Source organism: Sphingobium sp. B12D2B (assembly GCF_025961775.1).
In the GTDB taxonomy this organism is placed as follows: domain Bacteria; phylum Pseudomonadota; class Alphaproteobacteria; order Sphingomonadales; family Sphingomonadaceae; genus Sphingobium.
Genome location: NZ_JAOQOH010000001.1, coordinates 2,021,602 through 2,048,027 on the forward strand (window position 1 = coordinate 2,021,602; position 26,426 = coordinate 2,048,027).

A 26,426-nucleotide genomic window follows, 5' to 3' on the forward strand; every position below is an offset into this window, starting at 1 on the left:
TTTTCGCCGCGCCTCGGATTTTTTGTTGGCATCCTGAAAACACCATGTTAACGGCCCACCTCCCGACGGGATGTTGATCAAACGATCAACGAGCCGCCGAAGTGGACGCATAGCTCAGTTGGTAGAGCAGCTGACTCTTAATCAGCGGGTCCTTGGTTCGAGCCCAAGTGCGTCCACCACTTTTCTCCTAAATTTCAATCTCTAGAGCGAAGCGAGACATTGCTTCCGCTTTAGGTTCCAGGCGTCCAGCGGCAGCCGCCGTTCGTCATCTGGAAAGTAGCATCGGGTTTTCCCGTTCGATATTGACGCGCGCCCGTCCTATCGGATATTTCCGATGGATGAACACCGATAACGCCCTCGGCATTCTGGCGGCCCTCTCCCACCCGATCCGGCTGACGACCTTCCAGTTGCTCGTGCGGCATGAGCCGGAGGGCCTTTCGACGGGTCAGCTTGTCGCGGCGAGCGGGCTGACGCAGAGCACATTCTCGACCCATCTGGCAGTCATGGCGAAGGCAGGGCTGGTGATCTCGGAAAAGCGGGGGCGCCAGCAAATCCAGCGCGCCAATATCGCAGCTTTACGCGATCTGATGCTCTTCCTCGCCAAGGATTGCTGCCAGGGCCGCGCGGATTTGTGTGCGCCGCTGCTTGCCGAACTCTCCTGCTGCTGAAGGACGGGATCATGACCACCATCGTCATCTATCATAACCCCGATTGCGGAACCTCGCGCAACACGCTGGCGCTCATCCGCAATTCCGGGGTCGAGCCGCATGTCATTGAATATCTGAAATGCCCGCCGACGCGAGCGCTGCTCGCCCAGATGATCGCGCGGGCCGGGCTGACGCCGCGCGCACTGCTGCGGGAAAAGGGCACGCCGTTTGCCGAACTCGGACTGGATGATGAGAGCCTGAGCGATGACGCGCTGCTTGATGTCATGATGGCGCACCCGATCCTCATCAATCGCCCGCTGGTGGTCACGCCGCTGGGCGTGCGGCTTTGTCGCCCGTCCGAGCTTGTCCTCGATATCCTGCCCGGTGCGCAGCGCGGCGCCTTCACCAAGGAGGATGGCGAGCCGGTCGTCGATGCCGCCGGGCAGCGGGTGAGCTGATGGGCACGTTCGAGCGCTATCTCTCGCTCTGGGTGGCCCTGTGCATCGTCGTCGGCATTCTGCTTGGGCAGGCCGTGCCCGGTGTCTTCGCCGCGATCGCATCGGCCGAAGTGGCGCAAGTGAACCTCATCGTCGCCGCCCTGATCTGGCTGATGATCGTGCTGGTCGAAGTGCGGGTGATGCTCTCCGTTGTCGCAATCGTGAAGCGCAGCCGGCCCTGGTATGAAAGGAACCTCGTTTCGTGAGCCGTGTGCGCATCCTGCCCGATCCTGATCATCTTCCGGCGCTGGACCGTTCCTATGCGATACCCAGGCCCGCCCTCGGGATTGGCGAGGATCAGCCGCCGCCCCGCATCCTGCTGCTCTACGGGTCGCTCCGGGAGCGGTCCTTCTCGCGCCTTGCGGTCGAGGAAGCCGCGCGCCTGCTGCGGTTCTTCGGCGCGGAGCCCCGCATCTTCGATCCCTCGGACCTGCCGCTGCCCGATCAGGTGCCCGGCGACGATCACCCGGCCGTGCATGAGCTGCGCGCGCTGTCGCTGTGGTCGGAGGGACAGGTCTGGTGCAGCCCGGAGCGGCATGGGCAGATCACCGGCATCATGAAAGCGCAGATCGATCATCTGCCGCTGGAGATGAAAGGCCTGCGCCCGACACAGGGCCGGACGCTCGCGGTCATGCAGGTGTCGGGCGGATCGCAGTCCTTCAACGCGGTCAACACGCTCCGCCTGCTGGGCCGCTGGATGCGGATGTTCACCATCCCCAACCAGTCGTCGGTGGCCATGGCCTATAAGGAGTTCGATGAGGCCGGCCGCATGAAGCCCTCCAGCTATTATGACCGCATCGTCGATGTGATGGAGGAGCTGGTGCGGATCACCGTGCTCATGCGGCCGCATGCGGCGCAACTGGTCGACCGCTATTCCGAACGGAAAGCGCGGGGTGTCAGCGTGGATCCTTCTGCGGACCGCGCGGCGGCGGCGCTGACCGATGGGCGATGAGCGCCGATAGGGCGGTCAGGACTATGCGGCCGACCCCAAGGCGATGCCAAGCGGTGGTTCTTGCTGATACCCAACAGTCCCTTGCCCGACCGCGTTCTGCCGTGTAGCAGGCGGGCAATCGCAAGGACCCGGTGAAACCCCGGGTGGCTATTCCGGCCGCCGATCCGCCGGACAACATCACACATGCAACTCCCCCCGCGCCCAATGTGCGCCATGTGCCTTGTTGTGGAATCCGCATGACCTCTCATCTGACATCTTACCGCCGCCAGTGGTTCACTGACGGACCGACCGCCCGTCGCGACATCTTGGCGGGCGTCGTCGTCGCTCTCGCCCTCATTCCGGAGGCGATCGGCTTTTCGATCATCGCCGGCGTCGATCCGCGCGTTGGCCTTTATGCGTCCGTCGCGATTGCCATGACCATCGCCCTGATCGGCGGCCGCCCGGGCATGATCTCTGCGGCCACGGCGGCTGTCGCCGTCCTCGTCGTGCCGCTCGTCCGCGAGCATGGGGTCGACTATCTCTTCGCGGCCACCATCCTGATGGGCCTTATCCAGATGATCGCGGGTCTGCTGCGCCTCGATCTGGTGATGCAGTTCGTGTCCCGCTCGGTCATCACGGGCTTCGTCAACGCGCTGGCGGTCCTCATCTTCCTGGCTCAGTTGCCCCAGCTGACCAATGTCGGGTGGCAGACATATGCCATGGTCGCCGGCGGCCTGGTCATCATCTATGGCTTCCCGCGCATCACGAAGGCCATCCCCTCGCCGCTCGTCGCCATCCTCGTGCTCAGCGCAATCAGCATCGGCATGGGCCTGCCGGTCAACACGGTAGGCGATATGGGCAAGCTGCCCGAGGGACTGCCCAGCCTGGCGCTGCCCAACGTGCCCTTGACCCTCGATACCCTGCGGATCATCCTACCCTATTCCCTGACGATGGCTGCGGTCGGCCTGCTGGAATCCCTGCTTACCGCGCAGATCGTCGACGACATGACCGATACGGACAGTAACAAGCGGGTCGAATGCGCCGGCCAGGGCGGCTCCAACATCGTCGCCGCGCTGTTTGGCGGCATGGGCGGGTGCGCGATGATCGGCCAGTCGGTGATCAACGTCACGTCGGGCGGCCGTGGACGCCTCTCGACCTTCGTCGCCGGTGCCTTCCTCCTCTTCCTTCTGGCCGTGCTCGGGCCGTTCGTAGGCCGGGTGCCGATGCCGGCGCTGGTCGCGGTGATGATCATGGTCTCGATTGGTACGTTCAGCTGGAACTCCATCCCCAATCTGCGCCGCCATCCTGCAACCTCGTCAGTGGTGATGCTGACCACGGTCATCGTGGTCGTCGCCACGCATGACCTCTCGCTTGGCGTGCTGGCGGGCGTGCTGCTCTCCGGCATCTTCTTCGCCGGTAAGGTCCAGCGCATGTTCGCCGTCGAGCGTGACGAAACTGCGGACGGCGCGCAGGCCATCTACCGCGTGACTGGCGAGATTTTCTTCGCGTCGGTCGACCGCTTCACCCGCGCGTTCCAATCGGAAGGCACAGCGACGCGCGTCGTCATCGACGTGACCGGCGCGCATTTCTGGGACATCTCGGCTGTCGGGGCGCTCGACAAGATCGTCGCGCGACTCCGCCGCGATGGACGCGAGGTCGAGGTCGTGGGCTACAACCGCGCCAGCGCCGACATTGTCGACCGCTTCGCGTTGCACGACAAAACCGGCGTAGAAATGGGGCTTGCGCCGCACTGATCGAAGCTGCGGCGAATGAAGGGCTTGGGCGTCTGGGACTCTAGCGGGCGTCCACTCCGCCCCACGCCCGATCCAGCAGTTCAACGACGTGCAGAACGGGAATGTTCGTGGCGCTGCCGATCTGCATCGCGCAGCCGATATTGCCCGTGGCGATGACATCGGGCCGCAAGGCTCGCAGATTCGCGACCTTGCGATCGCGCAGTTGTGCGGAGATTTCCGGCTGCAGGATATTGTAGGTGCCGGCAGAGCCGCAGCACAAATGGGGCTCGGCGGGGGTCGCGACCTCATAACCAGCACGCTCCAGCAGCGCGCGCGGCTCATGGTCGACCGACTGCCCGTGCAGGAGCGAACAGGCCGATTGATAGGCGACGCGGATGCCCTGCGGACGTCCCCGCGGAAGCGTGATTTTCGCGAGAAACTCGCTGATATCGCAGGCCAGCGCCGATAGGCGGGCGGCCCTCTCCGCATAAAGCGGGTCGTCGCGCAGCATGAAGCCATAATCCTTGATCGTCGTGCCGCAGCCCGAGGCGGTGATGATGATGGCTTTCAGGCCGGCGTCCATATGAGGAGTCCAGGCATCGACATTCCGACGCGCGGCGTTCAGGCTCTCGGCGTCCTGCCCCATGTGCCGGACCAGCGCGCCGCAGCAAACCTCGCCTTTGGCGAACAGGACATCATAGCCGGCGCGCGATAGCAGTCGGTGCGTGGCAGCGCGGATGTTGGGCTTCAGGACCGGCTCTGCACAGCCTTGCAGGAGAATGACGCGGCCCAGATTGCCGATGGCGGGTGGCGGCACCCCAGCAGCCGTTGGGCGTTCGGACGGCGCCAGTCGCAACATGGCAGCCAGCGGGCGCGTCACGGGCCAGCGCGCCAGCAGCGGTGCGAAGGGGCGACCGAACGGTGCGAGGCGCAGGGCCAGGGCAAGGCGGCGCGGGTGCGGCAAGACCGCGCCCAGCAGCCGCCGCATCAGCCGCTCGTGCCAGGGGCGCCTGTAATGCGTCGCGATCCAGCTGCGCGCATGATCGACAAGGTGCATGTAGTTCACGCCCGAGGGGCAGGTCGTCATGCAGGAGAGGCAGGACAGGCAGCGATCGATATGGCGCACGGTCTCGCCGGAGGGCACGCGCTCGTTCTGGAGCATATCCTGCATCATGTAGATGCGCCCGCGCGGCGAATCCCGCTCATCGCCGAGCAGCACATAGGTCGGGCATGTCGCGGTGCAGAAGCCGCAATGGACGCATTTGCGGATCGCGCGCTCACTGCTTGCCATCGCCGGATCGGCCAGTTGCTCGGCCGTGAAATCAGTGCGCATGGGCGGCTCCAAAGCGATCGGGTGACAGGATGCCCAGCGGATCAAACGCCGCCCGCACCCGCGCCGAGAGTGCGGCGACGCCGGGCTCTTCGACATGGAGGGCCGACATGCTGGTGCGCAGCGCGGCTGGCGCGCGGATCAGCGTCGCGTGCCCGCCCGTCTGCGCGATGACCTGGCGCACGCGGTGCTGATCGGCATCTTGCGGCAAACTCAGCCAGACGAGGCCGCCCGCCCAGTCATAGCAGCGTCGCGCACCCAGATGCTGGAGCGCCCGGAAGACCTCCGGCCCACGGGACGGCGCGGTGCTGATCCGCCACAACACGGCCTCGCCCTGCAGGGCGCCTCCACCCCTCACCGTTGCCCACAAAGGCTCGTCGGCACCGTCAGCGAGCAGATCCGCCTGCCCGAGCAGCGCCCGCAACATGTCGCTGCGCGCTGCCACCGATGGCGCAAAGCCTTCGACGCGCAGCAGCGTGATCCCCGCTTCGGGCAGATGCGCGGCGCAGGCGACCTCGGCCGGGGAGCCCATGGCGCGGGCCATTGCGGCGATGGCCGCTTCGTCGTCCAGTCCGCGCAACAGCAGCGTCGCGCATGTCTGCGGGCGGGGCATGACCTTCACAGTGAGGCTGGTGAGCGCGGCCAGCCTGCCCCAGTTGCCAGTCATCAGCTTGGGCAGGTCGTAGCCAGTGACGTTCTTCATCACCTTGCCGCCGCCGATAAAGGCCTCGCCCCGCCCCGAGACGGCCTCGAAGCCCAGCATGTGATCGCGCGCCGCCCCGGCCGAGAGGCGGCGCGAGCCTGAGACGCCGGCCGCGATGATACCCCCGATGGTCGAGGCGCCGGATGAGCGCGCGAAGACCGGGCCGTAATCGAACGGGTCGAACGCCAGCATCTGGCCCTGCTCCGCCAGAAGTAGCTCGATCTCGGACAAGCGGGTGCCAGCCCCTACCGTGAGCACAAGTTCGGCGGGATCATAATCGATGATCCCTGCAAAAGCGGACATTTCCACGATCAACGCCTGCCGGTCCGGCTGGCCGATATCCGCCTTTGTCCCGCCGCCGCGCAGTTCCGCAGGCATGCCGTCGCGACCCGCATCGCGAATGATCGCGCAGAGCTCAGCGATGTCGGTCGGCGTGACCATATTGGTGGTCATCAAAATCTCGGCAGCTCGGGGAAAGGCACCTGCCCCTTGTGCACATGCATGCGGCCCAGCTCGGCGCAGCGATGCAAGGTGGGGAAGACCTTTCCGGGGTTGAGGCGCAAGGCCGGATCGAACGCGCATTTCACCCGCTGTTGATGCGCGAGATCGGTCTCGCTGAACATCTCCGGCATCAGATCACGCTTCTCGATTCCGACGCCATGTTCGCCTGTGAGCACGCCGCCCACCTCGACGCACAGGCGAAGGATCTCATTGCCGAGCTTTTCCGCGCGGTCGAGCTCGCCGGGCTGGTTGGCATCGTAGAGGATCAACGGATGGAGATTGCCATCGCCGGCATGAAAGACATTGGCGACGGCAAGGCCATGCGCTGCGGCCAGCTCGGAGATGCGTCGCAGCACATGCGGCAGGTGGCGGCGGGGAATGGTGCCGTCCATGCAATAATAGTCCGGCGCGAGGCGGCCCACGGCGGGAAAAGCGGCCTTGCGCCCCGCCCAGAAGGCGAGGCGCTGCGTCTCATCCTGCGAGACCTGAAGGCTCACGGCGCAATTCGCCGTCGCAATGGCGCTGATCTCCGCCGCGAGATGATCGCATTCAGCATCGACGCCATCGATCTCGACGATCAGCAAGGCCTCGACATCGAGCGGATAGCCGACCTTCACGAAGGCTTCGGCAGCGCCGACGGCGGCGCGGTCCATCATCTCCATGCCGGCCGGAATAATGCCGGCGCCGATCACATCCGCCACGCAGCGCCCCGCCGTCTCGATGCTCGGGAAGCCGATCAGCATTGCTCGTGCCTGCAGCGGCTTGGGGAGAATGCGCACGGTGACTTCCGTCACGACACCTAGCAGCCCTTCCGATCCGGTCACCACACCCAGCAGATCCAGATCAGCCGCATCGAGATGGCGCCCGCCGAGGCGGATGATCTCGCCGGTCATCAGCACCAGCTCGACGCCGAGCACATTGTTGGTCGTGAGCCCATATTTGAGGCAATGCACGCCGCCGCTATTCTCGGCGACATTGCCGCCGATGGAGCAGGCGATCTGGCTGGAGGGGTCCGGCGCATAATAGAAGCCCTGCGCTTCTACCGCCTTGGTGATCGCGAGGTTGGTGACGCCGGGCTGCACGACGGCGACCCGGTTGGCATAATCGATCTCGATGATGCGGTTCATGCGGGAGAGGCCGAGCAGGATGCCATCGGCCAGTGGCAGCGCGCCGCCCGAAAGCGACGTCCCTGCCCCACGCGGGACGACTTTCACATCATGGGTGTGGCACCAGGCCAGCACCTGCGAGACTTGCGCGACCGTCTCAGGCAGCACAGCGGCCAGCGGCATCTGCCGATAGGCGGTGAGCGCATCGGTCTCGAACGGGCGCAGGCCATCGGGATGGGAGACGACGCCCTCCCCCGGCACGATCGCCTGCATCGCCCGCACGATATCCGCGCGACGACCCAGAATGTGTGGGTCCGGGGCAGGCATGGAAATGGTCACGCGAGGCGACCTTGGACCGTCATCACCGGCGGCGGGGGCAGCTTGCGACGAAATGGAGAGATCACGACCTTGGCGCTTAGGTCGCCGAGCAGCTGCCTTTTCAAGATATCTTCCTGAGTTCCATCATGCGTATGACAGATACGAGTGTGCCAGAGCTTGGCGGACTTGGGCAGACTAAAATAGTGGCAACAATTCCGAGCGAAAATATAGTTGTCGCTGGCTGAATTTCGCTTGCATAACAAGGATCAGACAGTTTCAATCGGTCCGTAGAGGATCGCATGAACACAGCGGAAAAGATATATAGCGCGTCCACCAGCGAGGACGCCGGCACGGCCCGCCTGGCCGAGCGGCTGGCCCGCAGGATCGAGGACGATATCGCCTCCAGCCCTTTGCCCGTCGGTGGCGTGATGGGGTCACTGCGGGGTCTGTGCGAGCATTATGCCGTGGGGCGCGCAGCTATGCGCGAAGCGGTCGCCCTGCTCGAGCGCCGCGGATTGGGCCGGCTACGTCCCGGACCGAGCGGTGGCTTCATGGTGGCGCAGCCCGACGTGGGCCGGATCGGGCTTGAGCTCGCCAATTACTTCCAGCTGGCTGGCGTGACGTGCGAGCAGGTGCTGGATGCGCGCGAAGCTGTCGACCCGCTGCTCGCAACGCTTGCGGCCACAGCCGATCGTTCAGACCATGGGATGCGACTGGACGCGCCGGACGAACGCGAGGGCGGCCTTGCCTGGCATTTGCGGGTGCGCTCCCACCTGGCGGCGATGAGTGGAGACCCCGTCCTGCCGCTGTTCGTGCAATGCCTCAACGAACTGACGATGCTGTTTGCCGGCGTTGAATCGCATGACGGCGATTGGCTTGGGCAAGCCAAGCAGCAGGCCGAAGCGATCAACCAGGCCGTCGCTCACCGTGACGTGGCGGCCGCACAGCAAGAGGCCGACACACTTCACCGGCGCCTCGGCGACTGGCTGGCCGCGCGCGATGCGCCGCTTTCGCCGCCGACCATCGAGGCATCCCGTCAGGATGCCGACCGGACGCTCGCCCTCCTCGTCGCCCGCCGGCTGGCGGCCGAAATCCTGCCGAGCGGCAATGCCGGCCAGCGCCTCGGCTCCGAATGGGATTTGTGCGAGCGCTTCAGCGTCAGCCGCGTTACCTTGCGCCAGGCGATCCGGCAGTTGCAGGACAGCGGGCTCGTCGAGTGCCGCCGGGGCCGGGGCAATGGCCTCATCGTGCGGGATCTGCGCGGCACCGGCAGCATCCGGCTTGTCCTTGCCTTCCTGATCAGCCGGCAGGTCGATCCCCAGACCGCCGGCACGACGCTGTTCCAATTGAATCGCTTCGTACCGGCGCTGGCCGTGAGCCGCGCCAGTGCGGCGGAGCGAGCACGGCTGCAGGAACTTCTCGACCGGGCACAGCGCAGCGACCCCATCGATCGCTATGATCTGCTGGCGCTGGTCCAATATGTCTCCAAGCTGGCCAGAAGCCCGATCATCGATCTCTTCTCGCGCTGCCTCGCGGCTTATGAGGCGCGGTTCCATCCCTTCCTGCTGGAGCGCCTGCCGGCGCACAAGCAGGCCGAATATTTCCAGTTGCTCCGCACACTTCTCGACCGGATGCCGATCGGCGGCGACACGCAACTGGACTGGGCGAAGGCAGAAGCCTCGCGGGTCATGCTGTCCATGAGTTCGACGCGCCCGATCTGAGGGCGCGCGCGAGGGGGCGCGGTTCTTACGCGACCCCTCCCTCATCCTCGGGCTTGTAGACGTCCTTGCGCAGATCGCGTGCGGCGAGGACATAGTGCAGAGCTGCCCAGAAAAACAGCACCAGCACTGTGACGAGTGCATAGCGCAGACCCGTCGAAGACGCCGTGAGACACGCGGCGTCCAGAGCCGTGCCGATGCCGTCCGGCCCCCTGCCCCCCGGACAAGATGTGGCGAAATCAGCCGCGCCATAAGCGCGCCTAGCGTAGAAGTCACTGAGCACCCCGGTGACAGTCGGTCCGAGGCCGGCACCCAGCAGACCGCCGACCAGCGCGGTGATCGCGGCGGTCATGGCGCGCATCTGCGGCCCGGCAAGGTTCTGCATCGTGCCCATCGTGGGGGCCATGAAGGTGATGAGGGCCATATTGCCGAAGAAGATGCAGGCGAGCGAGACGTACAGTTCGCGGCTCATGAAGGCGCCGAAATAGATGGGCACGCACAGCGACATGCACAGGGCCGGGCCCCAGAGCACCCAGCGCATGTCACGACGCGACAGCCAGTCGAAGCCGAACCCGCCCAGCAGCATGCCAATGCCGTTGGAGGTGAAGGTGACGATGCCGAAGATCACCCCGAGCGTCGCCAGGTTGATCTCGAAGCTGCGCAGATAGAAGGGCAGCACGAAGTTGGCGATAGCGTTGAGGGTGAAACCGGCAATGGTCACCCCCGCGAGCAAATGGATGTAGGTCTTCTTGGCCAGGAGGAAGCGCAGCACCGTCCCCAGCGAGGGCACGGGTGCGCGGGTGATGCGGCCATCCGCCAATCCACGCGGCGGCTCGCGCAGGGTGAACCAGACCAGCAGCGAGACCATGATGCCCGGTGCGGCCATGACGAAGAAGGCCGTGCGCCAGTCCCATTGCGTTGCCACCCAACCGCCCAGCGACTGGCCCAGCAGAAAGCCGAACGGCGAACCGAGCGAGATGACGGCCAGCACCGAGGCGCGGCGATTAGCCTTGTAATGATCGGACAGGAGTGATGATGTCGGCGGTTGCACCCCCGCTTCGCCGATGCCCACGCCGATCCGCCCCAAAAGCAAGGTCGTGAAACCCGTCGCAAGGCCGCAGACCGCGGTCATGGCAGACCAGGCGGCCACACAGATGGCGATCAGTCGCGTCCGGTTGACGCGCTCGGCCAACATGCCGAGCGGCACCCCCAGCACAGAATACATGATCGCAAAACCCAGCCCCTGCAAAATGCCGAGATCGGTATCGGTGAGCCCGAGGTCTTCCTTGATCGGCTGGGCGAGCACCGCGAGGATCGCGCGATCGGCGAAGTTGAAAATGCTGACGAGCAGCAGCACGAACACGGCCCATTTCTTGTAGCCGGGTCGCAGCAGCGGATGCGTTTCGTCCGCGACCGGCTCAGCCGTGTCATGCTGTGTCGTCGTCGCCATCGTCACTCCCCCCATTTCGTCCGTCGGTTCTACTGTATTTTTGACCGACTGCTATTCCGCTGCCTGCTGCCGCTCGGCATGGGGAACGAAGGTGACATTGTGTGCCTGCAGGCGGGGCAAGACTTCCTTGCCGATACGGCGCACCTGATTCATGTACATGTCGTGGGGCATGTCGCCGCGGTTGCATACCAGGAGCACATTGTTGGCGCCGGCATCGTTGCACTCATCGATGATGCGCGCGACGATCTCGTCGGCGGTGCCGATCGGCATGTGCTGGGCTGCGCCACGGACCGTGTCCATCGTCCACTCGTTGAACACCGTGTCATCCTCGGCCAGCGTGCCTTTCGCGCCTTCGCGCAGATGCTCGAACGCCGTGGAGCTATAATATTTCGTCTTGCGCACATCCGACTGCCAGACCTGATCGTAGCGCAGCAGCGTGTTGAACAGATACATCAGGTGGCTGCCATATTCCTCGATGGCCTGCTCCTTGGAATCGGCTACGTAGCAGTCGACCATGATGCTGATCTTGTCCGACTGGACCTCGCGTCCATGGCGGGCCTGGCATTCGGCGAAATAGCGGATGGTATCCTCGCGCATGGACCCACGGAAGATACCCGGCGTGATGGTCGCATCATGCTCGGCGGCCCATTCGATGGACTCCTTCGAGCCGGTGAGCGGCACCCAGATCGGCGGGTGGGGTTGCTGGAAGGTGCGCGGCCACAGCGACACGTCGTCGAACTTGTAGAACTCCCCGTCAAAGGAGAAGCTGTCCTGCGTCCAGGCGCGCCGCATCACCTCAAAGCCCTCATTGAAGCGACCGCGTGATTCACCCATGGGCACGTTGAATATCTTATATTCGCGGGGCGCGCCGCGACCCACACCACAGATCAGCCGTCCGTTGCTCATGCAATCGAGCATGGCGATCTCTTCAGCCAGGCGCAGCGGCTCGTGGATGGGCAGCAGATTGGCGTAGACCAGGATCTTCAGGCGCTCCGTCACCTGCGACAGCGCCGCCGCCATCAGATTGGGCGAATTGCCCAGACCGAAGGGCGTGCCATGATGTTCATTGATCGCAATGCCATCAAAACCCTGCTTGTCCATCTCCGCCCATGCTTCGAGATGGTTCTTGTAAGTCTTTGCAGCGGCCTGCGGATCAAAATGACTTGCACCCAAGCGCGGAAGAACACCATCCTCGCGATACTTATCAACATTATCCTGATAAGCGGTCCAGTCGAATACAAAGACCTTCATGATTTATTCTCCAACGTAACGCTTGAATATATTGTTAGACTGAACTTATACTGATGCAGTCTGAAAAACTTGAAAGGCGTTCTTATGAAAAAGACCTTCGTCGCTCTGGTCGAGCGAACAGACCTTTGGGACCCCAGCAAGGAAGCGCATGAGCAGCCCGGCTTTGCGGACCATGCGGGCTATATGGGCGCGCTCGAGGAGGAGGGCTTCATCGCCATGGCGGGCCTGCTGGCCGAATCCGAGGACGTGCTGTTCGTGTTTCTGGCCGACAGCCGCGAAGAGGTGCTCGATCGACTGGCGAAAGACCCCTGGCAGCAGAGCGGACGGGCGAAGCTCACCCGGCTGGAGGAAGGCCATTTCCGCATCGGCGCGCCGGCCGGCGCAGCTTCGGGCTGATCCGGCGCGCAGGGTGGCGGAGCGGACAGGAGAGCGCTGCGCCATCATGCGTCGAACACCGCGATGGTCCTGACCTCGAAGCTCTCCCGGCGCGGCGAACCCGCTTTGCTCGTCGGATCCTCGAACGCTGTATGGCCGGTCATCTGCCAATCGGGATTGCCGGTATCGTACAGGCGAAAGATCAGCGCCTCATCGGGCTGCATATCCGGATAATAATACCATTGATGCCGGGGATTGTAGGCCATGTTGAGGCCGGCCGGCATGCCCTGGCGGAAGCCGCCTTCTGGCTTGCCCAGCGATACGCTCAAGAAGTCGCGCTTCTCGACGCTGCGGCTGTCGCAGACCGCCAGCGGATAATTCTCGACCGGCTTGGTGCCACGCCAGACATTGATGTTGACGAGCCGCTTCGCCGCCAGTTCCTCGGCCCGATCGGGCGCGAGCCGCGCGATCCACTGCTGCAGCGCGGGCCCGTTGAAATCCACATGAGCACTCAGCGCCGGACCGCCGCCCTTGGCATCCTCCCCGCCCCTTAAAATTCCCATGAAGGCGAACACTTCACTGGCGCCCGTCAGCTCTTTCACCAGACGCGCCACCTCGGGATAATAGCGGCGCTCGAAATCATCCTTGTCCGTAAAATCGACATCCGTGGCGTGCTTCACCAGGGTGAAGCCCTGCGCATCGAACGAGGTGTCCGCCAGCCGGGCGTTGTGCACGGTCACGTCATGGTCTTCCATCGAGAAGGAATAGGAGCCGTTCTTCTCGATCCAGCCCCCATCGGCCGCACGCTCCGAATAGCGAATGAAGCTCTCGACCGAGGTCGGGCGCGAGGCGACTGCGGCAGCCTGATTCTTCACGATTCTCTCTCCTCATGGCGGCCGGGGTATCGCAGTCGACGGGCTATCCGACCGATCTGGCGATGCCGCTGCGGCCGCCTTTCGTTCAATTCGCGCCAGTGTGCGGACGGGCCGGCTTGAAAATAGTGCCTACATTGCAAGGCTGAGCCGAGCAGAGTGGCCTCAGGGCAGCGCGGATTCGATCATGTCGGCAGATTCCGTCACGGCGACATGCTGGAGATCGTGCGTGAAGGGCATTTCCTCCACGCGCCAGTCCGGCTGAGTGCGCAACCGTTCGGCCACGGGGGCGAACGTATCGTTCTTGTAGCCGGTGGCGATCACATAGGTCTTTTGCGGGATGCGGTCGCGTGCACCCGTCAGCTCCGCCTTCTGCGAGAAGCAGTAGACGGACTGCGCCGTGCGCCGATCCTCGTAGGAGGCGCGCGAGGCGGGGTCCATATGCGCATTGAAGCCCTGCAGCAGCAGCCGGGGCGGCGGCACGAGATAATCCCCTTCCTCGGGCGGGAGGTGCGGCTCGCCGGGCACCAGATCGTTCAGCGACTGGCCGTTCTCCGGCATGAAAGCGTCCATATAGAGGATCGACTGGATCACCCCCTCGGGGATCAGTTCGGTCGCCTGCGAGATCGGCATGCCGCCATAGGAGTGGCCGACCAGCAGCACATTCTCCAGTTCTTCATAGCGGATGACATTGGCGATATCCTGCGCGTGCATGGCCAGATTGACGTCGCGACTGGTGAGGTGGGCGCGCTCACCCAGCCCGGTCAGCGTGGGCGTGAACACATAATGGCCGCGATCGCGCAGCAGATCGGCTACCTTGCGCCAGCGCCACCCGCCAACCCACGCGCCATGCACGATCACGATCGTTCCACGCTTGTTCGCCATCATTCTCTCCCTCGATATGTGTCAGCTTGCCGGCGTCGCCTCACGCAAGAGGCATGCCGTTGATTTCCCCAGCGAGTGCCGCTGCGCCGGGCGCGAAAATAGTGGCGACAATAGGCAGATGCGGTGGGCGGTTCAGAGCGGCGCGCCATCGGCCCGCATCTCCAGGATGCGCCGCCGATAGGGCTTCACCCCCGCCCAATAGGTGATCGCCGCCAGCGGGAAGGAAATCGCCGCAGAGGTGGCGATGGCATATCGCAACAGCGCCTCGTCCCCCCACACATATTGGGTGAGGAAGGCGAAGTAGGTCGGTCCGAGCCCGCCGCCCACTGCCGTCATGGTGAACAGATAGAGCGCGGTGATCTGCCCCCGAATCTCGTTGGGCGTCACCACCTGCAAGGCCGAGTTGAGCGATGGCGCCGCCATCAGCATCAAGGCCGTGCCGATGCCGCCCATGCCGAGCGCCAGCCACGGGCTGGGCATGAGTGGCGCCGCGATCATGAAGGGCGCCGATGCAGTAAAGCCGATGGCCAGCACCCGCATGTTCGCATCGGCATGGCCGCGGTTGCGGAAATGATCGTTGAGCCAGACCGCACCGAACAGGGCCGGAACCGCCAGGATGAGGCTGAGAAGCCCGGTGTAGAGGCCCGTGCTCGCCGGTGCCCATCCATAGGTCCGCGCGTAAAAGGCCGCGCTCCATGCCGCCGTGCCGAACATGTGCATGGCGGTGAAGCACAGGCCGAGGAACATCGGGCCGTAAAGCCGCCAATGGGCGAGCAGATAGCGCAAGGTCTCGCGCAGGCCGACCTTGCGCGGTTGCATCCCCACGACCGCGGCCGCGCTGAACCCGCGGCGCTTGGGCTCCACGATCGTGGCGACCAGCAGCAGGATCGGGATGCCCATCAGGCCGGTCACCACCCACACGACCTGCCACTCGCGCACGGCGCCGAGCAGGGGCAGGTGAATGGCGGGCATCCCGGAAAGCAGATGGATCATCACCGCGCCCAGCAGCAGCGAGAGCGCCGTGCCGCCTTGAAAGCCGACATTGTAGATCGCGATGGCGCGGGGCAGCTTTTCCGGCGGAAAATAGTCGGCCATCAGTGAATAGGAGAGCGGCCCGCTGATCGATTCCCCAGCGCCGATGCCAAAGCGTGCCGCGAAGAACTGCCAGAAATTCTGGGCTAGGCCGCATGCCGCGCTGGCAAGGCTCCACAGGAAGACCGATGCGGCGAGCAGATGTTTGCGATTATGCCGGTCCACCAGTCGAGCGGCGGGAATGCCGATCAGCACGTAGAAGAGACTGACCGAGAAGCCGAGCAGATAGCTCATCTCCATATCGGTCAATTGCAGGTCGCGCTTGATGGGCTCCACCAGCAGCGTCATGACGCCGTTATTGAGCTGGGCGCACATCTGCACGGCGGCCAGCACCCAGGCGACATGATAGGCCTGGCGCGCGGCCGGCCAGGCTTCTTCCGAATAATGGGGGCGATAAGCGGGACTGGCGGCGCGATCCGGATCGGGCTGCGCGGCGGTGATGTCAGTCAAATCGTCTCTCCACGCAGCAGGTCATCAATCGGTATAGGGGCCGGGCACGGTCCCCGGCTTCATCGCGCCGGTCCAATGCTCCGCGAGGCGCCCCTTCTCGATCCGGAACATGTTGAACTGGGTTGTCGTGTAGCTGGCCCCTGCCCGGCTCGGATGCGGATGCTCATGGCCGGTGACGACGATCACGAGATCGCCCTGCGCGACCATGGCGACCAGTGTGGCCTGCATGGCCTGCGCAAGCGGTACCGCAGTGCGACCCTTGGCTGCGGCGATGATCGCGGGCGCGCCGTGCGTGGCGCGTGGATCATGTTCGATGAAGTCGTCGGCCAGATACCTCTTAGCCGCCGCCGCTTCACCGGCGTCAACCAGATGGCGCCAGGCATCGAACACGAGCCGCTTGTTGGCTGCCAGCGCCGGATCGTCCGATTGGAGCCGCGCTTGTTGGGCCGGCCCGGTCGCGCCCGTCACCGGCTGCGGACCACCCTCCTCCGGCGAAGGCAGATCTGGTCCGGGCGGGGCCTCGACCGAGTGCCAATGCTCGGCCAGACGATCCCCTTCCACCCGGAACAGGTTGAAGTGCGTGCTGGTATAGCGCCCGGCCCCCTCCGGCTCGGGCAGCTCTTCCCGCAAGGCCATCACCACCAGATCGCCTTCTGCAACCATCGTGACGAGCGGCGGCGAAACCAGTGCCGGGATGTCGCGGCGGGGGACGGCCGAGAAAATCTGCTTGAAGGCCGCGCGCCCGCTCGGCAGCACCGGGCTGTGCTGGATATAGTCTTCCGTCAGAAGATCGTCTGCCCGCTCGACATGGCCGGCATTGACGATGCTGCGCCACATGTCGAACGCGAGGCGCTTGTTCTGGGCCAGGCGCGGGTCCTTGTCCTCCAGCAGAGACAGTGGCGCAGGGTGACCCATGACCGGCACGACGCTTCCCTCCCTCGCGGCAGCCACGGGCGGTGCGAGCGAGGGCGACCCGTCGCCCGAGGAGGCCGTGCATGCCGCAAGCAGCATGCAGGCCGCCACCCCGCCCAGCGAACCCCGCGTCAAAAGCGTTTGCCGACCTGGATCTGCATCACACGGCCCAGCGCGCTGCCATAAGTCGGGTCGAAGCGGATCGCACTGCCGGCGAGGCCCGCCTGATTGACGACCAGTGGCGGGTCCTTATCGAAGACGTTCTGCATGCTGAGGACGATGCTGAAATTGTCCGTCAGCCATGAGCCGCCCCGGTCCCCGGTGTCGAAGCCGATGGTCAGGTCGAAGGTCGTGTAGGAGCCGATCTTGGCATAGGACGGGTCGACGCCGACCGGTAGTTGTGCCTGATCGATCTCATAGGAATTGCGGAAGTTGATGAAGGTGCTGGCGAACAGATCGCCCATGCCGATATCGCGCCGCCAACCAAGCTGGCCGCGCGCCTGGAAGGTGAGCGGGAAGCCGAGCTGGTTTACTTCCTGCACAAGGTCGGCGCCGGGCAGCGGGGACACCTTCCAGCTCATCGTGTAGGAGGCAACCGCGCCCAGGTTGAACCGGCCCACGCTACTATCGAAGGCGTAATCGATGTTGAAATCGATGCCCCGGCCGACCGTCTTGCCCGCGTTGATCCGGCGACCGCTCACCAGCGCGAACACATTGCCCGGCGCCGTTGGCGGACCGAACAGACCGCCCCGCTCCCCGCCGGTGTTGTAGCAGCTGATCATCGCATCGTAGAGCGCCTGCGTCGTCACATTCTTCCCGAAGGCTGCGGCGCAGGAAGGGTTTGCCTGATTGATCGTCGGGAAATCGCCAAAGAAGGCAGTCGGGTTGTTTGCCGCCAAAGTCGGGAAATAGGCCGGGTTGTAGATGATCTGCGAATTGTAGATCTGCTGGTTGATCGCCGGCACGCTGCCGACGTTGAAGGCCGGCGTGGTGATCTGGCCCTCATAGCTCAGCCACCAATATTTGGCGGACATGGTGAGGCCCGGCAGCGAGGGCGGTGTCCAGTCGACGCCGATGGCATAGGTCTCGGAGGTCTCGGGCGCGAGATCGCGATTGGCGCCACCGATCGACTGATAGATCGCGCCCATCGGCACGCCCTGGCACGCCGCGCAGATCGCCGGCGAGAGCTGGTTGCCGGCCGTCACCAGCGGGATGACACCTGTCTGCGAGAAGGGATCATTATCGGCAAGGCCCGGCGCCCGGAAGGACGTGCCCCAGCTGCCGAAGATCTTGAGGCCGCGCGTCGGCCAGAAGTTGAAGCCCAGACGCGGATTGGTCGTGGTGCCGGCGTCGCTATAATCATCGTAGCGGATCGAGCCATTGAGCTCGAGCTTGTAGATGAGGCCGCTTTCCGCATCCGGGCTCACGACCGGCACGAACAATTCGCCGAACACCGAAGAGACGCTGCGGGGATTGAAGTTGTTGCCGCCGAAATTATTCTCGTTGAGCAGCGAGCCTTCATAGCGCTCGACGCCCACAGCCAGCTTCACCTGCCCGGCCGGGAGAGAGAAGAGCGGGCCGTCCGCGGTCGCCGAATAGACCTGCATGTCATATTTGGTCCGGTTGATGAGCGAGGTGCCGCGCGCGTTGATGGAATCGGCCGTCGCCTGATCGGTGCACTGGAAGGCGGTGGGATCGCAGAAGAAGTTGAACGTCGCGAAGACCGGCGCCGGCGCGCCGCCCGTCTGCGTGGTGGTCGAGGGCGCATCATGCGTGCCGGCGAAGGCCGACAGGGTTACCGACCAGTCATAGGGCAGCTTGATGTCGACACCGCCGCCATAGGTCCAGGTTTCGGTTTGGCCGAAGCGGCGCGGCGACCCGATGTCGTAGACGGTGCTGTAGGCCACGGAGAGCGCGCCCGTCGCGCAGGCGGCGAGGAGGTTGGCGGGACCGGTGACGACGCCGCCCGCATAATGGCTGGGGTTGCACGGGCTGAACGGATTGCTGTTGGGAATGCGCGGCAACTGGCCAAGATTGGTGACGCGGTTGCTGGTCGACGAGTTGGGACCGTTAATGGTGAAGTCGCGCCGTACATAGAGCGCGTCCGCGAACACACGGAGCCAATCGGTAACATTCTGCTCGAAGTTCATCGCAAAGCGGTCTGCCTCAACCTGCGGAATAACCTCGATGCCACTCCAGGTATTGAAATAGTTGGGCGTGGATTTGAGATCTGCGAGAGTCAGCTTCGACCCGTCCTGACCCGCCGGGATGCCGTAATAGATGCCGTTGATGACGACATTGCCCGGCGCCGAGTAAAGCGATGAGGGCGCCCCGCCATAAGGCGAGAGATCGTCATTATAGAGATCCGGGCGTGCCGAGGCCGCGAAGGCGGTCTGATAGGAGTGCTGGTAGGAGAGGATAATGCCGCCCTCACCCACGCTGCCCTCGCCCCAGCGCACCCCGCCGATGCCGGTCACATACCAGCCATCCTGACCGTCATTCTTGCGATAGCCGCCGTGGACTTCAAGCGTGTCCTCCGGCCGTCGCAGGATATAGTTGACCGTCCCCGCGATCGCGTCCGCGCCGTAGAGGGCCGAGCCGCCGTCCTGCACCACGTCGATCCGCTGGATCATCTGCGCGGGGTAATTATCCCCGTCGAACGAGTTCATGTTGCCGCCTTCATACGGCACGCGGTGCCCGTTCACGAGGCTGAGCGTTGCGCCCACGCCCAGGCCGCGAACATTGGGCGACTTGTTGAAGTTGAAGGAGTTGATCGTGTTCGCCTGCTGCGCCTGCCCACCGGCATAATTATCGCCGCCGCCCAGGCGCAGGATGGAGGGCACCGTGCCCAGAATGTCGGCGGTGCTGGAGAGGCCGGTGGCCCTGATCTCCTCCTTGCCCAACTGGACGAGCGCCGTGCCGACCGGTGCTTCGCCGCCGATGCGGGTGCCGGTGACGATGATCGCGCGCTCATTATCGCCATTGCTATCCTGCGCTCCGACATCCGCGCTCGCCGAGCCGGCTTGCGCGCCGGCCGGCTGGGCCAGCCCCAGCATCGAGGCGCTGCTGAGCAGCAGAAGCGCGAATTGCGCGCGCGACGTGAATGAAAGACGATGGCCTGCAGTCATGTTCACCCTCCCGGCCTTGCGGCTGTTTCGGGATGCACCATCCGGTACTGCGCCGCATTGCTCGCGTGTCGCAGACGAGGTCCGGTCGATGACATCCTCTCTTGTCCACTCGCCTTTGGGCTAAGCACGCGGGACGAAAATAGTGCTGTGAATTGGTTGCGGTCCCAAAGCATCATGAAAGCAGCCTGGCGACAGGCATGAAGTGGCCGCTGCAAAAGAACACACTATTTTGAGGGCCAGCGCTGATGTCAGATCGAGGAAGAATGGCTTTGCGCGTCGGCAGCACCTGCGCGCGCCGGGCTGAGATAAAGAGTGGGATGAGGAATGAGCGGAGCGATGATGATCAACCAACTGCACCCCCGGTTCGTGGGCGAGATCACCGATCTGGATACCTCCGGCCCCCTCTCGCCCGAGACCATCGAGTTCTTCGAGGCGGCGATGGCGCAATATGCCGTCTGCGTGATCCGCAATGCCAGCCTGTCGGACGAGGATCATATCGCTTTCGCCCGGTCCTTCGGCCCGCTGGAACTGGCACCGCCCGGGCGCAAGCGGATCGCGCCGGAGCTTTACGACATCAGCAATCTTACGGCCGAGGGCGAGATCATCCAGCCCAAGCCCGATGGCGCGCAGCCGGCCGATTTCGAGCTGTTCCATACCGACAGCCCGTTCAATTCCTGGCCCACGAAATGGTCCATGTTGCTGGCCTATGTGACGCCGCCGGAGGGTGCCGATACGGAGTTCATCGACACCCGTGCCGTTTATGACGATCTGTCGGAGGACATGAAGGTAAAGGTCGCCGACCTCAAGGTCGACCACGACCTCTTCCGCGCGCTGCAGCTGAACGGCGTCAAATTCGAGGATGAGGAGATGCGCAAAAATTATCCGCGCATGGCTCATCCGCTGGTCCGCACCTCGGCCAATGGCCGCAAGGGGTTGTACATGGGCTGGCATGGCGTGGGCATCGAAGGGTGGCCGGAAGACGAGGCCCGCACCTTCCTGGACGAGCTCTACCGCTTTGCCACGCAGGAGCGCTATGTATACGCGCATAAATGGCGGCCGGGCGACATGGTCGTATGGGACAATCGCTGCACGATGCACAGCGCGACGTCTTTCGAGCGCTATCGCTACAAGCGCGACATGCGCCGCGCGACGATCAACGAATATGGCCCGGAGGTCTCGGCGATCGAGGCCAACAGGCGCGCGCCGGATTGATCGCACGCCCGCACGGCCACTCAGCCCTGCGGGGGTTGGAACCCGGCGCGAGCCTTGGCAACCCGCGCCCGGATCGCGCAGCCTTCGGCATGGTCGTTGAACAGCCCCATGGCCTGCATGAAGGCATGGACCGTGGTCGGGCCAACGAACTTCCAGTCGCGCTTCTTGAGGTCCTTGGACATGGCGATGGATGCGGGGGACGTTGAAACGAGATGCTGAACCTCGTCTCGGGGTTCGAAGCTCCAGACATAGGCTGCGAAGGAGCCGCTTTCGCGCACGAGATCCTGCACCCGCTGCGCGTTATTGATCACCGCGTCGATCTTGCCGCGGTGGCGGACGATTCCGGCATCCTGCAGCAGGCGCTCGACGTCGCTTTCATCGAACGCCGCAACGCGATGAAAATCGAAGCCGCGAAAGGCGGTCCGGAAATTCTCGCGCTTGGTCAGGATCGTGCGCCAGCTCAGTCCTGACTGGAAGCCTTCGAGGCTCAGCTTCTCGAACAGACGCCGATCGTCGGACACGGGATAGCCCCATTCATTGTCATGATAGGCGATGTAATCCTCCGACGCTGCGCACCAGCTGCAACGGGCCAAGCCATCGGAGGTCGTAAAAAGCCCCGCCATGTTCCTTCCCCCATCATCCGAGCGGACAGCGCGGCGCCAGGGCACCGGCAAGCTGTGATCTAGCCTGCCGCCTTCCCTGACGCCAGCGCCGGCTCGAGGCTTCTCCCTTATCTGTCGGCAGCGATGTTCGTGCGCCAATGTTCGTAGAGAGCCGGGATATCGCCGCTGGTCAGGATGGGCATGGCGCGTCGCAAGTCGTCATCGCTCCAGCCCCACCAGCACAGCTCAAGTAGGCGCGCAACGTCTGCCTCTGCGAAGCGCTGCCGGATGAGCTTGGCGGGGTTGCCGCCGACGATCGCATAGGGGGCGACGTCCTTCGTCACGACGCTGCGCGTGCCGATGATCGCGCCATACCCGATAGTGATGCCGGGCAGGATCACCGCTTCCGACCCGATCCACACGTCATGACCGATGACCGTATCGCCTGCCGGCCGATAGCCATTGTCCGCACCGGCAAATGCCGGCACGTCCGGCATCCAGAAGAAGGGGAAGGTGCTGATCCAGTCACTGCGATGCCCCTGATTGCCCGCCATGATGAAGGACGCGCCCGATCCGATGGAGCAGAACGAGCCGATGATGAGCTTGTCCGCGCCTTCATCGGGCAACAGGTAGCGGGCGCAATCGTCGAAACCCTGGCCATGATAATAGCCGGAATAATAGCTGTAGCGTCCCACGCGGATGTTCGGGTGCGCGACAAGACGATCAAGCGTGATGCCCTTGAAGGGGCTTTCAAATATATTTTGCATGGTTGGTCTGGCCTGAAGATTTGATCGCCAGCTTCGGGGCCTTGAGACGGCCGCTGGCGCAAGACAACGTGCTCGGGCAATCACTGGATTGCCCGCCTTCAGCTTCTCACGTCAATGACGCGGAAGCACGATGCAGATGGTACGCGGTGCTATCTTCATCCGGCGGTGATGGCGCAAATGTTCAGAATGCCAAGTCAGGTGTTCAGAATGCCAAGTCAGGCGATGTATTCGCCCTCCCGCAACAGACTACTGCTGCTCGGGATAATCCTCTGGCTTGACCGAGCCGACCATGGGGCGGTCTTCTACCTTTTCCTGAGACTGACCACCGCCGGTGCGATTGTCATTCTCGGCAGCGTCCGGCCGGGCGTCGCCCATGGGGCCTTGGGGCATCTCGGTTGGATTGCCCTTCTCGCCCTTGTCCTTGGGAGAATTGGCCTTCGCCTCGCGATCCTTATCCATGGGCTTTCTCCTTTCCAGCGGTCTTTGGCTCCTTGCCAAAAGCCTCACGCAGCTCATCCTTGGCTTTCTCGAGGATCTGACGTTGGTCCTTGCCGAGATTGTCGCCGGCGCGGTTGATGTAAAAGGTGAGCATGCTCATCGCAGACTGGAGCGCGGTGCCCTTGCGCCGCTTGCTATGCTCCGCCGAGCGCTTGAGCGAGGCTGCGATCTTCGCCGGATCGTCCTGCTTGAAGACGCCCTCATCCAGATCGAGCGCGTCCGAATGTTCGGTCACATCCTGAGACCATTTCTTGTCGGCCATGGCTCAGTCCTTCCCGCTGCCAGGCTCAGCCAGCTTGCGGTGTTGCTCGGCGAGCATCGCCTGTGGCACGACGCCGGCGGCGGCAACCTGCAGCTTGTTGGAGAGGCCCGAGACGATATGCCCCTTGCCATCCAGCAGCGCCTTCCAGCCATCGCGTGCGACTTTGGAGGGATCGGCCTTGTCCTGCTGGCCGACCTGCGTATCCAGCAGACCGGCGCGCTCGAAGAACTCGGTGTCCGTGGGGCCGGGCATCAATGTGGTGAGGGTAACGCCCTCGGCCTCCTTGACCTCGTTGCGCAGCGCTTCGGTGAAATTGTCGATGAACGCCTTGGTCGCGTTGTACACGGCATTGAAGGTGCCTGGGATGTAGCCGGCGATGGAGCCGGTGACGAGAATCTTGCCGTCATTGCGCGCGACCATGTCGGCCAGCACCTTCTGCAGAAGATAGACGGTGCCAGTGACATTGGTGTCGACAGACCGTCGCCACATGGCGACATCCTGCTCCAGAAAGGGTCCGCCCGTACCGACCCCGGCATTGGCGCAAAGCACGTCGATCCTCCGGCCTTCCGCTGCGGCCAGAAGCCGATCCACGCCGTCGAGCGTGGAGAGATCGGCCTCAAGCGATCGCACGTCGCCGCCATGGCGCCTGAAGTCCTGCGCGGCCGCGTCGATCAGCGGCTCGTCAGCGACGACGAGCAGGTCATAGCCATCCTGCGCGATGAGATGGGCGAGTTCGAAACCGATGCCGGTAGACGCGCCCGTGACGATTGCGAATTTCTCGCCCATCCCATGCCTCCTTATGCGCCCGGCATCTTTGCCAGCATGTCGATATGCTTCTGGACGACCGGAACGATCTCGCCCGCAGCAGCCTTGAGCGTCGGCGTGTCGCCGTTGGCGGCGTAACCCTGATGGAGCGCAAGCGCCGCTGCATGGGCTTCGCGTTGGGCCGTCAGATAAGCCGTGGTGGCGGCAGTGCCTTCTGCAGCCTTGATGGCGTCCAGCTTGGCTTGCTGGTTGGCGTCGAGCGCCGGCGGCGTGACGGTCAGGCCAGCCTTCTCAGCCGCTGCCTTGAGCTTGGCGGTGGATTGGCCATGCGCATCGACCATCATGTTCGCGAAGTCGGCAACCGGCTTGTCCGGATTTTTCGCCAGGATGGCGCGGGACGATTCGATCTCGAACAGGTCGCCGGCGCCTGCCTTGGCCAGATAGCCCGTCGCGTCGGTGGGCGTGGCGGACATCTCGCCCGGTGGCGGCGCGCCCACGGACATGTTCGTGGCATTTCCCGTCATGGCCATGTCGTTGTTGGTCATGGCTGTATCATTTGCCGGTGTGCTGCCCTGGCTGCACCCAGCCAATACACAGGCCGCCAATGGTATCGCAAAATAGAGTTTCATCATCCGTCTCCTTGCATGAGTCATGCGGCGACCCGGTCGAGCCCTGGTTTCAGCACCACTTTGGTCACTTCGTTCTGGTGATCGTGGAACATCTTGTAGCCCTGCGCGGCTTCGCTCAGCGGCATGCGGTGACTGATGAGGAAGGTGGTATCGATCTTCCCCTCCATGATCGCATTCAACAGGCCCGGCAGATAATGCTGCACATGGGTCTGGCCGGTCTTGAGCGTCAGCCCCTTCTCCATGAAGGCGCCGAGCGGAAACTTGTCGACGAAGCCGCCGTAGACCGCCGGCATCGATACGCGCCCACCCTTGCGGCAGGCAATGATCGCCTGGCGGATCGAATGGGTGCGGTCGGTGCCGGTGAAAGTGGAGACTTTGATCTGGTCCCAGACATTGTCGGCGAAAAGACCGTGCGCCTCCAGTCCGACTGCGTCGATACAGGCGTCGGGGCCAATGCCGCCGGTCATCTCCATCAGCGCCTCGTAGGTCTTGCTCTCCTCGAAGTTGATGGTTTCCGCGCCGAACTTTGCCGCCAGCTCAAGGCGGCGGGGGAAATGGTCGATGGCGATCACTCGCTCGGCGCCCATCAGGAAGGCCGCCTGCACGCAGAACAGGCCGACCGGCCCGCATCCCCAGACAGCGACCGTATCGCCGGGCTCGATCTGCGCGAACTCGGCGGCCTGCCAGCCTGTAGGCAGAATGTCGGACAGGAACAGCACCTTGTCGTCGTCGATCCCGTCGGGAATGACGATCGGGCCAACGTCGCTGAATGGCACGCGGACATATTCCGCCTGCCCGCCGGCATAGCCGCCTGTCATGTGGCTATAGCCGAACAGCCCGCTCATCGGCTGGCCGTAGAGCGTCTGTGCGATGTCCTGATTGTCGGCCGGGTTGGAATTGTCGCAGGCGGAATATTGGTGCTTGCCGCAATGGTAGCAGCTCCCGCAGGCAATGGTGAACGGCACGACCACCCGCTGCCCTTTTTGGAGCGTCGAGCCGGGTCCGGTCTCGACCACCTCGCCCATGAACTCATGGCCGAGAATGTCGCCGGACTTCATCGTGGGAATGTAGCCATCGTAGAGGTGCAGGTCCGAGCCGCAGATTGCGGTGGATGTGACCTTGATGATCGCATCGCGCGGATTGATGATTTCGGGATCGTCCACGGTGTCCACACGGACGTCATGCTTGCCGTGCCAGGTGAGCGCGCGCATCAGGCCGTCTCCTCTTCGAGTTGCTTGTGCGTCCACGCCGACGTGGCGATCTCGCCGGTTTCCATGAGTTGCTTGAAGCGCCGCAGGTCGCGCCGGGCCTGAATGGCCGGCTCGCGCTGGAACATCTTGGCGATGACCTTGCCGATGAACCCTGCGGGCGGATCGTAGAGGATCGTCGCCGTGACCACGGTGCCGCGCGCGCCTGCATCGCGAAAATCGATGCGACCGCTGTTCGGCACGTCGGCACCCTCGGTCGAGGCCCATGCGATGAACGCGTCGGGCTGCTCTTCGGTGATCACTGCATCCCACTCGACGGTCCGGCCGCCGGGCGCCTTCACCACCCAATGGCTGGTCACATCATCGATCATGTCAACCCGCACGACATTGTCCATGAAGGTCGGCAGCCGGGTGAAGTCGCGCCAATAAGCGTATAGCTCCGCACGGGGGCGATTGATCGTCACGGAGCGGCCGACCAGACTGTCGCCGTGGGGTTCGATCAGGGTCGCCGCGGCCTCATCGACCGCGTGGCGATCTTTGGAGGTCGTCAGCGGTGCGTCGTCGCGCGCATCGGGCATTCTACT

26 protein-coding genes, 1 tRNA gene and 1 other annotated feature are annotated in these 26,426 nt (G+C 64.0%); of the genes, 9 read left to right on the plus strand and 18 right to left on the minus strand.

Annotated features, from left to right (window positions below):
- Positions 1 to 103 precede the first annotated feature (103 nt).
- The 6 genes from M2335_RS09595 to M2335_RS09620 all read left to right on the plus strand — a co-directional run bounded on the left by M2335_RS09595 (position 104) and on the right by M2335_RS09620 (position 3,829).
- Positions 104 to 179, plus strand: a tRNA-Lys gene (locus M2335_RS09595).
- A gap of 159 nt (positions 180 to 338) precedes the next feature.
- Positions 339 to 668, plus strand: a complete 330-nt coding sequence (locus M2335_RS09600) for an ArsR/SmtB family transcription factor (RefSeq protein ID WP_264594529.1) — start codon at positions 339 to 341, stop codon at positions 666 to 668.
- 11 nt (positions 669 to 679) lie between these two features.
- A complete protein-coding gene (gene arsC, locus M2335_RS09605) occupies positions 680 to 1,105 on the plus strand; it encodes an arsenate reductase (glutaredoxin) (protein WP_264594530.1) in 426 nt (141 codons plus the stop codon).
- Entirely contained in the window at positions 1,105 to 1,350 is a 246-nt protein-coding gene (locus M2335_RS09610; RefSeq protein ID WP_413714739.1) for a hypothetical protein, read from the plus strand. Before arsC ends, M2335_RS09610 begins: the two co-directional genes overlap by 1 nt.
- Positions 1,347 to 2,096 (plus strand): arsenical resistance protein ArsH, encoded by a 750-nt coding sequence (arsH, locus tag M2335_RS09615; RefSeq protein WP_319801010.1) that lies wholly within the window; start codon positions 1,347 to 1,349, stop codon positions 2,094 to 2,096. The genes M2335_RS09610 and arsH overlap by 4 nt, the downstream gene beginning before the upstream one ends.
- Before the next feature lie 121 nt (positions 2,097 to 2,217).
- Positions 2,218 to 2,273: a sequence feature (sul1 is cis-regulatory element that is thought to sense ions involved in sulfur or methionine metabolism; They are found in Alphaproteobacteria), on the plus strand.
- 59 nt (positions 2,274 to 2,332) lie between these two features.
- A complete protein-coding gene (locus M2335_RS09620) occupies positions 2,333 to 3,829 on the plus strand; it encodes a SulP family inorganic anion transporter (protein WP_264587161.1) in 1,497 nt (498 codons plus the stop codon).
- 40 nt (positions 3,830 to 3,869) lie between these two features.
- On the opposite strand, the gene glcF is transcribed toward M2335_RS09620, so the two are convergent.
- From glcF to M2335_RS09635, 3 genes are read right to left on the minus strand one after another with little or no spacing between them, the layout of a single operon-like run.
- Positions 3,870 to 5,141, minus strand: a complete 1,272-nt coding sequence (glcF, locus tag M2335_RS09625) for a glycolate oxidase subunit GlcF (RefSeq protein WP_264587160.1) — start codon at positions 5,139 to 5,141, stop codon at positions 3,870 to 3,872.
- Entirely contained in the window at positions 5,131 to 6,294 is a 1,164-nt protein-coding gene (locus M2335_RS09630; protein ID WP_264594531.1) for an FAD-binding protein, read from the minus strand. Before M2335_RS09630 ends, glcF begins: the two co-directional genes overlap by 11 nt.
- Positions 6,294 to 7,775 carry an FAD-linked oxidase C-terminal domain-containing protein gene (locus tag M2335_RS09635; RefSeq protein ID WP_264594532.1) on the minus strand — a complete coding sequence of 494 codons (1,482 nt, stop codon included), beginning with the start codon at positions 7,773 to 7,775 and terminating at the stop codon, positions 6,294 to 6,296. Before M2335_RS09635 ends, M2335_RS09630 begins: the two co-directional genes overlap by 1 nt.
- Positions 7,776 to 8,065: 290 nt before the next feature.
- Here M2335_RS09635 and M2335_RS09640 point away from each other — a divergent pair, with 290 nt between their 5' ends.
- On the plus strand, positions 8,066 to 9,487 hold the full coding sequence (locus tag M2335_RS09640; RefSeq protein ID WP_264594533.1) for a FadR/GntR family transcriptional regulator: 1,422 nt from the start codon (positions 8,066 to 8,068) through the stop codon (positions 9,485 to 9,487).
- Positions 9,488 to 9,512: 25 nt separating this feature from the next.
- Here M2335_RS09640 and M2335_RS09645 read toward each other — a convergent pair whose 3' ends face one another.
- Both M2335_RS09645 and M2335_RS09650 read right to left on the minus strand, forming a co-directional pair.
- The gene (locus M2335_RS09645; protein ID WP_264594534.1) at positions 9,513 to 10,934 is read right to left on the minus strand and encodes a spinster family MFS transporter; all 1,422 of its coding nucleotides are present in this window, start codon (positions 10,932 to 10,934) and stop codon (positions 9,513 to 9,515) included.
- A 51-nt stretch (positions 10,935 to 10,985) separates the two neighbouring features.
- A complete protein-coding gene (locus M2335_RS09650) occupies positions 10,986 to 12,185 on the minus strand; it encodes an LLM class flavin-dependent oxidoreductase (protein WP_264594535.1) in 1,200 nt (399 codons plus the stop codon).
- A gap of 84 nt (positions 12,186 to 12,269) precedes the next feature.
- Here M2335_RS09650 and M2335_RS09655 point away from each other — a divergent pair, with 84 nt between their 5' ends.
- On the plus strand, positions 12,270 to 12,581 hold the full coding sequence (locus M2335_RS09655) for a hypothetical protein (RefSeq protein ID WP_264594536.1): 312 nt from the start codon (positions 12,270 to 12,272) through the stop codon (positions 12,579 to 12,581).
- 44 nt (positions 12,582 to 12,625) lie between these two features.
- On the opposite strand, the gene M2335_RS09660 is transcribed toward M2335_RS09655, so the two are convergent.
- The 5 genes from M2335_RS09660 to M2335_RS09680 form a co-directional block, all read right to left on the minus strand.
- On the minus strand, positions 12,626 to 13,435 hold the full coding sequence (locus M2335_RS09660) for a CmcJ/NvfI family oxidoreductase (protein ID WP_264594537.1): 810 nt from the start codon (positions 13,433 to 13,435) through the stop codon (positions 12,626 to 12,628).
- A gap of 162 nt (positions 13,436 to 13,597) precedes the next feature.
- Entirely contained in the window at positions 13,598 to 14,317 is a 720-nt protein-coding gene (locus M2335_RS09665; protein ID WP_264572751.1) for an alpha/beta hydrolase, read from the minus strand.
- Positions 14,318 to 14,449: 132 nt separating this feature from the next.
- Positions 14,450 to 15,859, minus strand: a complete 1,410-nt coding sequence (locus M2335_RS09670; RefSeq protein WP_264594538.1) for an MFS transporter — start codon at positions 15,857 to 15,859, stop codon at positions 14,450 to 14,452.
- 24 nt (positions 15,860 to 15,883) lie between these two features.
- Entirely contained in the window at positions 15,884 to 16,870 is a 987-nt protein-coding gene (locus M2335_RS09675; RefSeq protein ID WP_264594539.1) for a nuclear transport factor 2 family protein, read from the minus strand.
- A gap of 32 nt (positions 16,871 to 16,902) precedes the next feature.
- Positions 16,903 to 19,899 (minus strand): TonB-dependent receptor plug domain-containing protein, encoded by a 2,997-nt coding sequence (locus M2335_RS09680; RefSeq protein ID WP_264594540.1) that lies wholly within the window; start codon positions 19,897 to 19,899, stop codon positions 16,903 to 16,905.
- A 336-nt stretch (positions 19,900 to 20,235) separates the two neighbouring features.
- Here M2335_RS09680 and M2335_RS09685 point away from each other — a divergent pair, with 336 nt between their 5' ends.
- Positions 20,236 to 21,111, plus strand: coding sequence for a TauD/TfdA dioxygenase family protein (locus M2335_RS09685; RefSeq protein WP_264594541.1), 876 nt, complete (start codon positions 20,236 to 20,238; stop codon positions 21,109 to 21,111).
- 20 nt (positions 21,112 to 21,131) lie between these two features.
- On the opposite strand, the gene M2335_RS09690 is transcribed toward M2335_RS09685, so the two are convergent.
- The 8 genes from M2335_RS09690 to M2335_RS09725 all read right to left on the minus strand — a co-directional run bounded on the left by M2335_RS09690 (position 21,132) and on the right by M2335_RS09725 (position 26,420).
- Positions 21,132 to 21,734, minus strand: coding sequence for a DNA-3-methyladenine glycosylase I (locus M2335_RS09690; protein WP_264594542.1), 603 nt, complete (start codon positions 21,732 to 21,734; stop codon positions 21,132 to 21,134).
- A 107-nt stretch (positions 21,735 to 21,841) separates the two neighbouring features.
- Positions 21,842 to 22,480, minus strand: a complete 639-nt coding sequence (gene catB, locus M2335_RS09695) for a type B chloramphenicol O-acetyltransferase (RefSeq protein WP_264594543.1) — start codon at positions 22,478 to 22,480, stop codon at positions 21,842 to 21,844.
- A gap of 246 nt (positions 22,481 to 22,726) precedes the next feature.
- Entirely contained in the window at positions 22,727 to 22,939 is a 213-nt protein-coding gene (locus tag M2335_RS09700; RefSeq protein ID WP_264594544.1) for a hypothetical protein, read from the minus strand.
- On the minus strand, positions 22,932 to 23,240 hold the full coding sequence (locus M2335_RS09705; RefSeq protein ID WP_264594545.1) for a DUF3175 domain-containing protein: 309 nt from the start codon (positions 23,238 to 23,240) through the stop codon (positions 22,932 to 22,934). Before M2335_RS09705 ends, M2335_RS09700 begins: the two co-directional genes overlap by 8 nt.
- A 3-nt stretch (positions 23,241 to 23,243) precedes the next feature.
- Complete coding sequence (locus tag M2335_RS09710) at positions 23,244 to 24,026, minus strand: SDR family NAD(P)-dependent oxidoreductase (protein WP_264594546.1); 783 nt, start codon at positions 24,024 to 24,026, stop codon at positions 23,244 to 23,246.
- Between the two features lie 11 nt (positions 24,027 to 24,037).
- A complete protein-coding gene (locus tag M2335_RS09715; protein ID WP_264594547.1) occupies positions 24,038 to 24,550 on the minus strand; it encodes a DUF4142 domain-containing protein in 513 nt (170 codons plus the stop codon).
- 104 nt (positions 24,551 to 24,654) lie between these two features.
- Complete coding sequence (locus M2335_RS09720; RefSeq protein WP_264594548.1) at positions 24,655 to 25,845, minus strand: zinc-dependent alcohol dehydrogenase; 1,191 nt, start codon at positions 25,843 to 25,845, stop codon at positions 24,655 to 24,657.
- Positions 25,845 to 26,420, minus strand: coding sequence for an SRPBCC family protein (locus M2335_RS09725; protein ID WP_264594549.1), 576 nt, complete (start codon positions 26,418 to 26,420; stop codon positions 25,845 to 25,847). Before M2335_RS09725 ends, M2335_RS09720 begins: the two co-directional genes overlap by 1 nt.
- Positions 26,421 to 26,426: the final 6 nt, after the last annotated feature.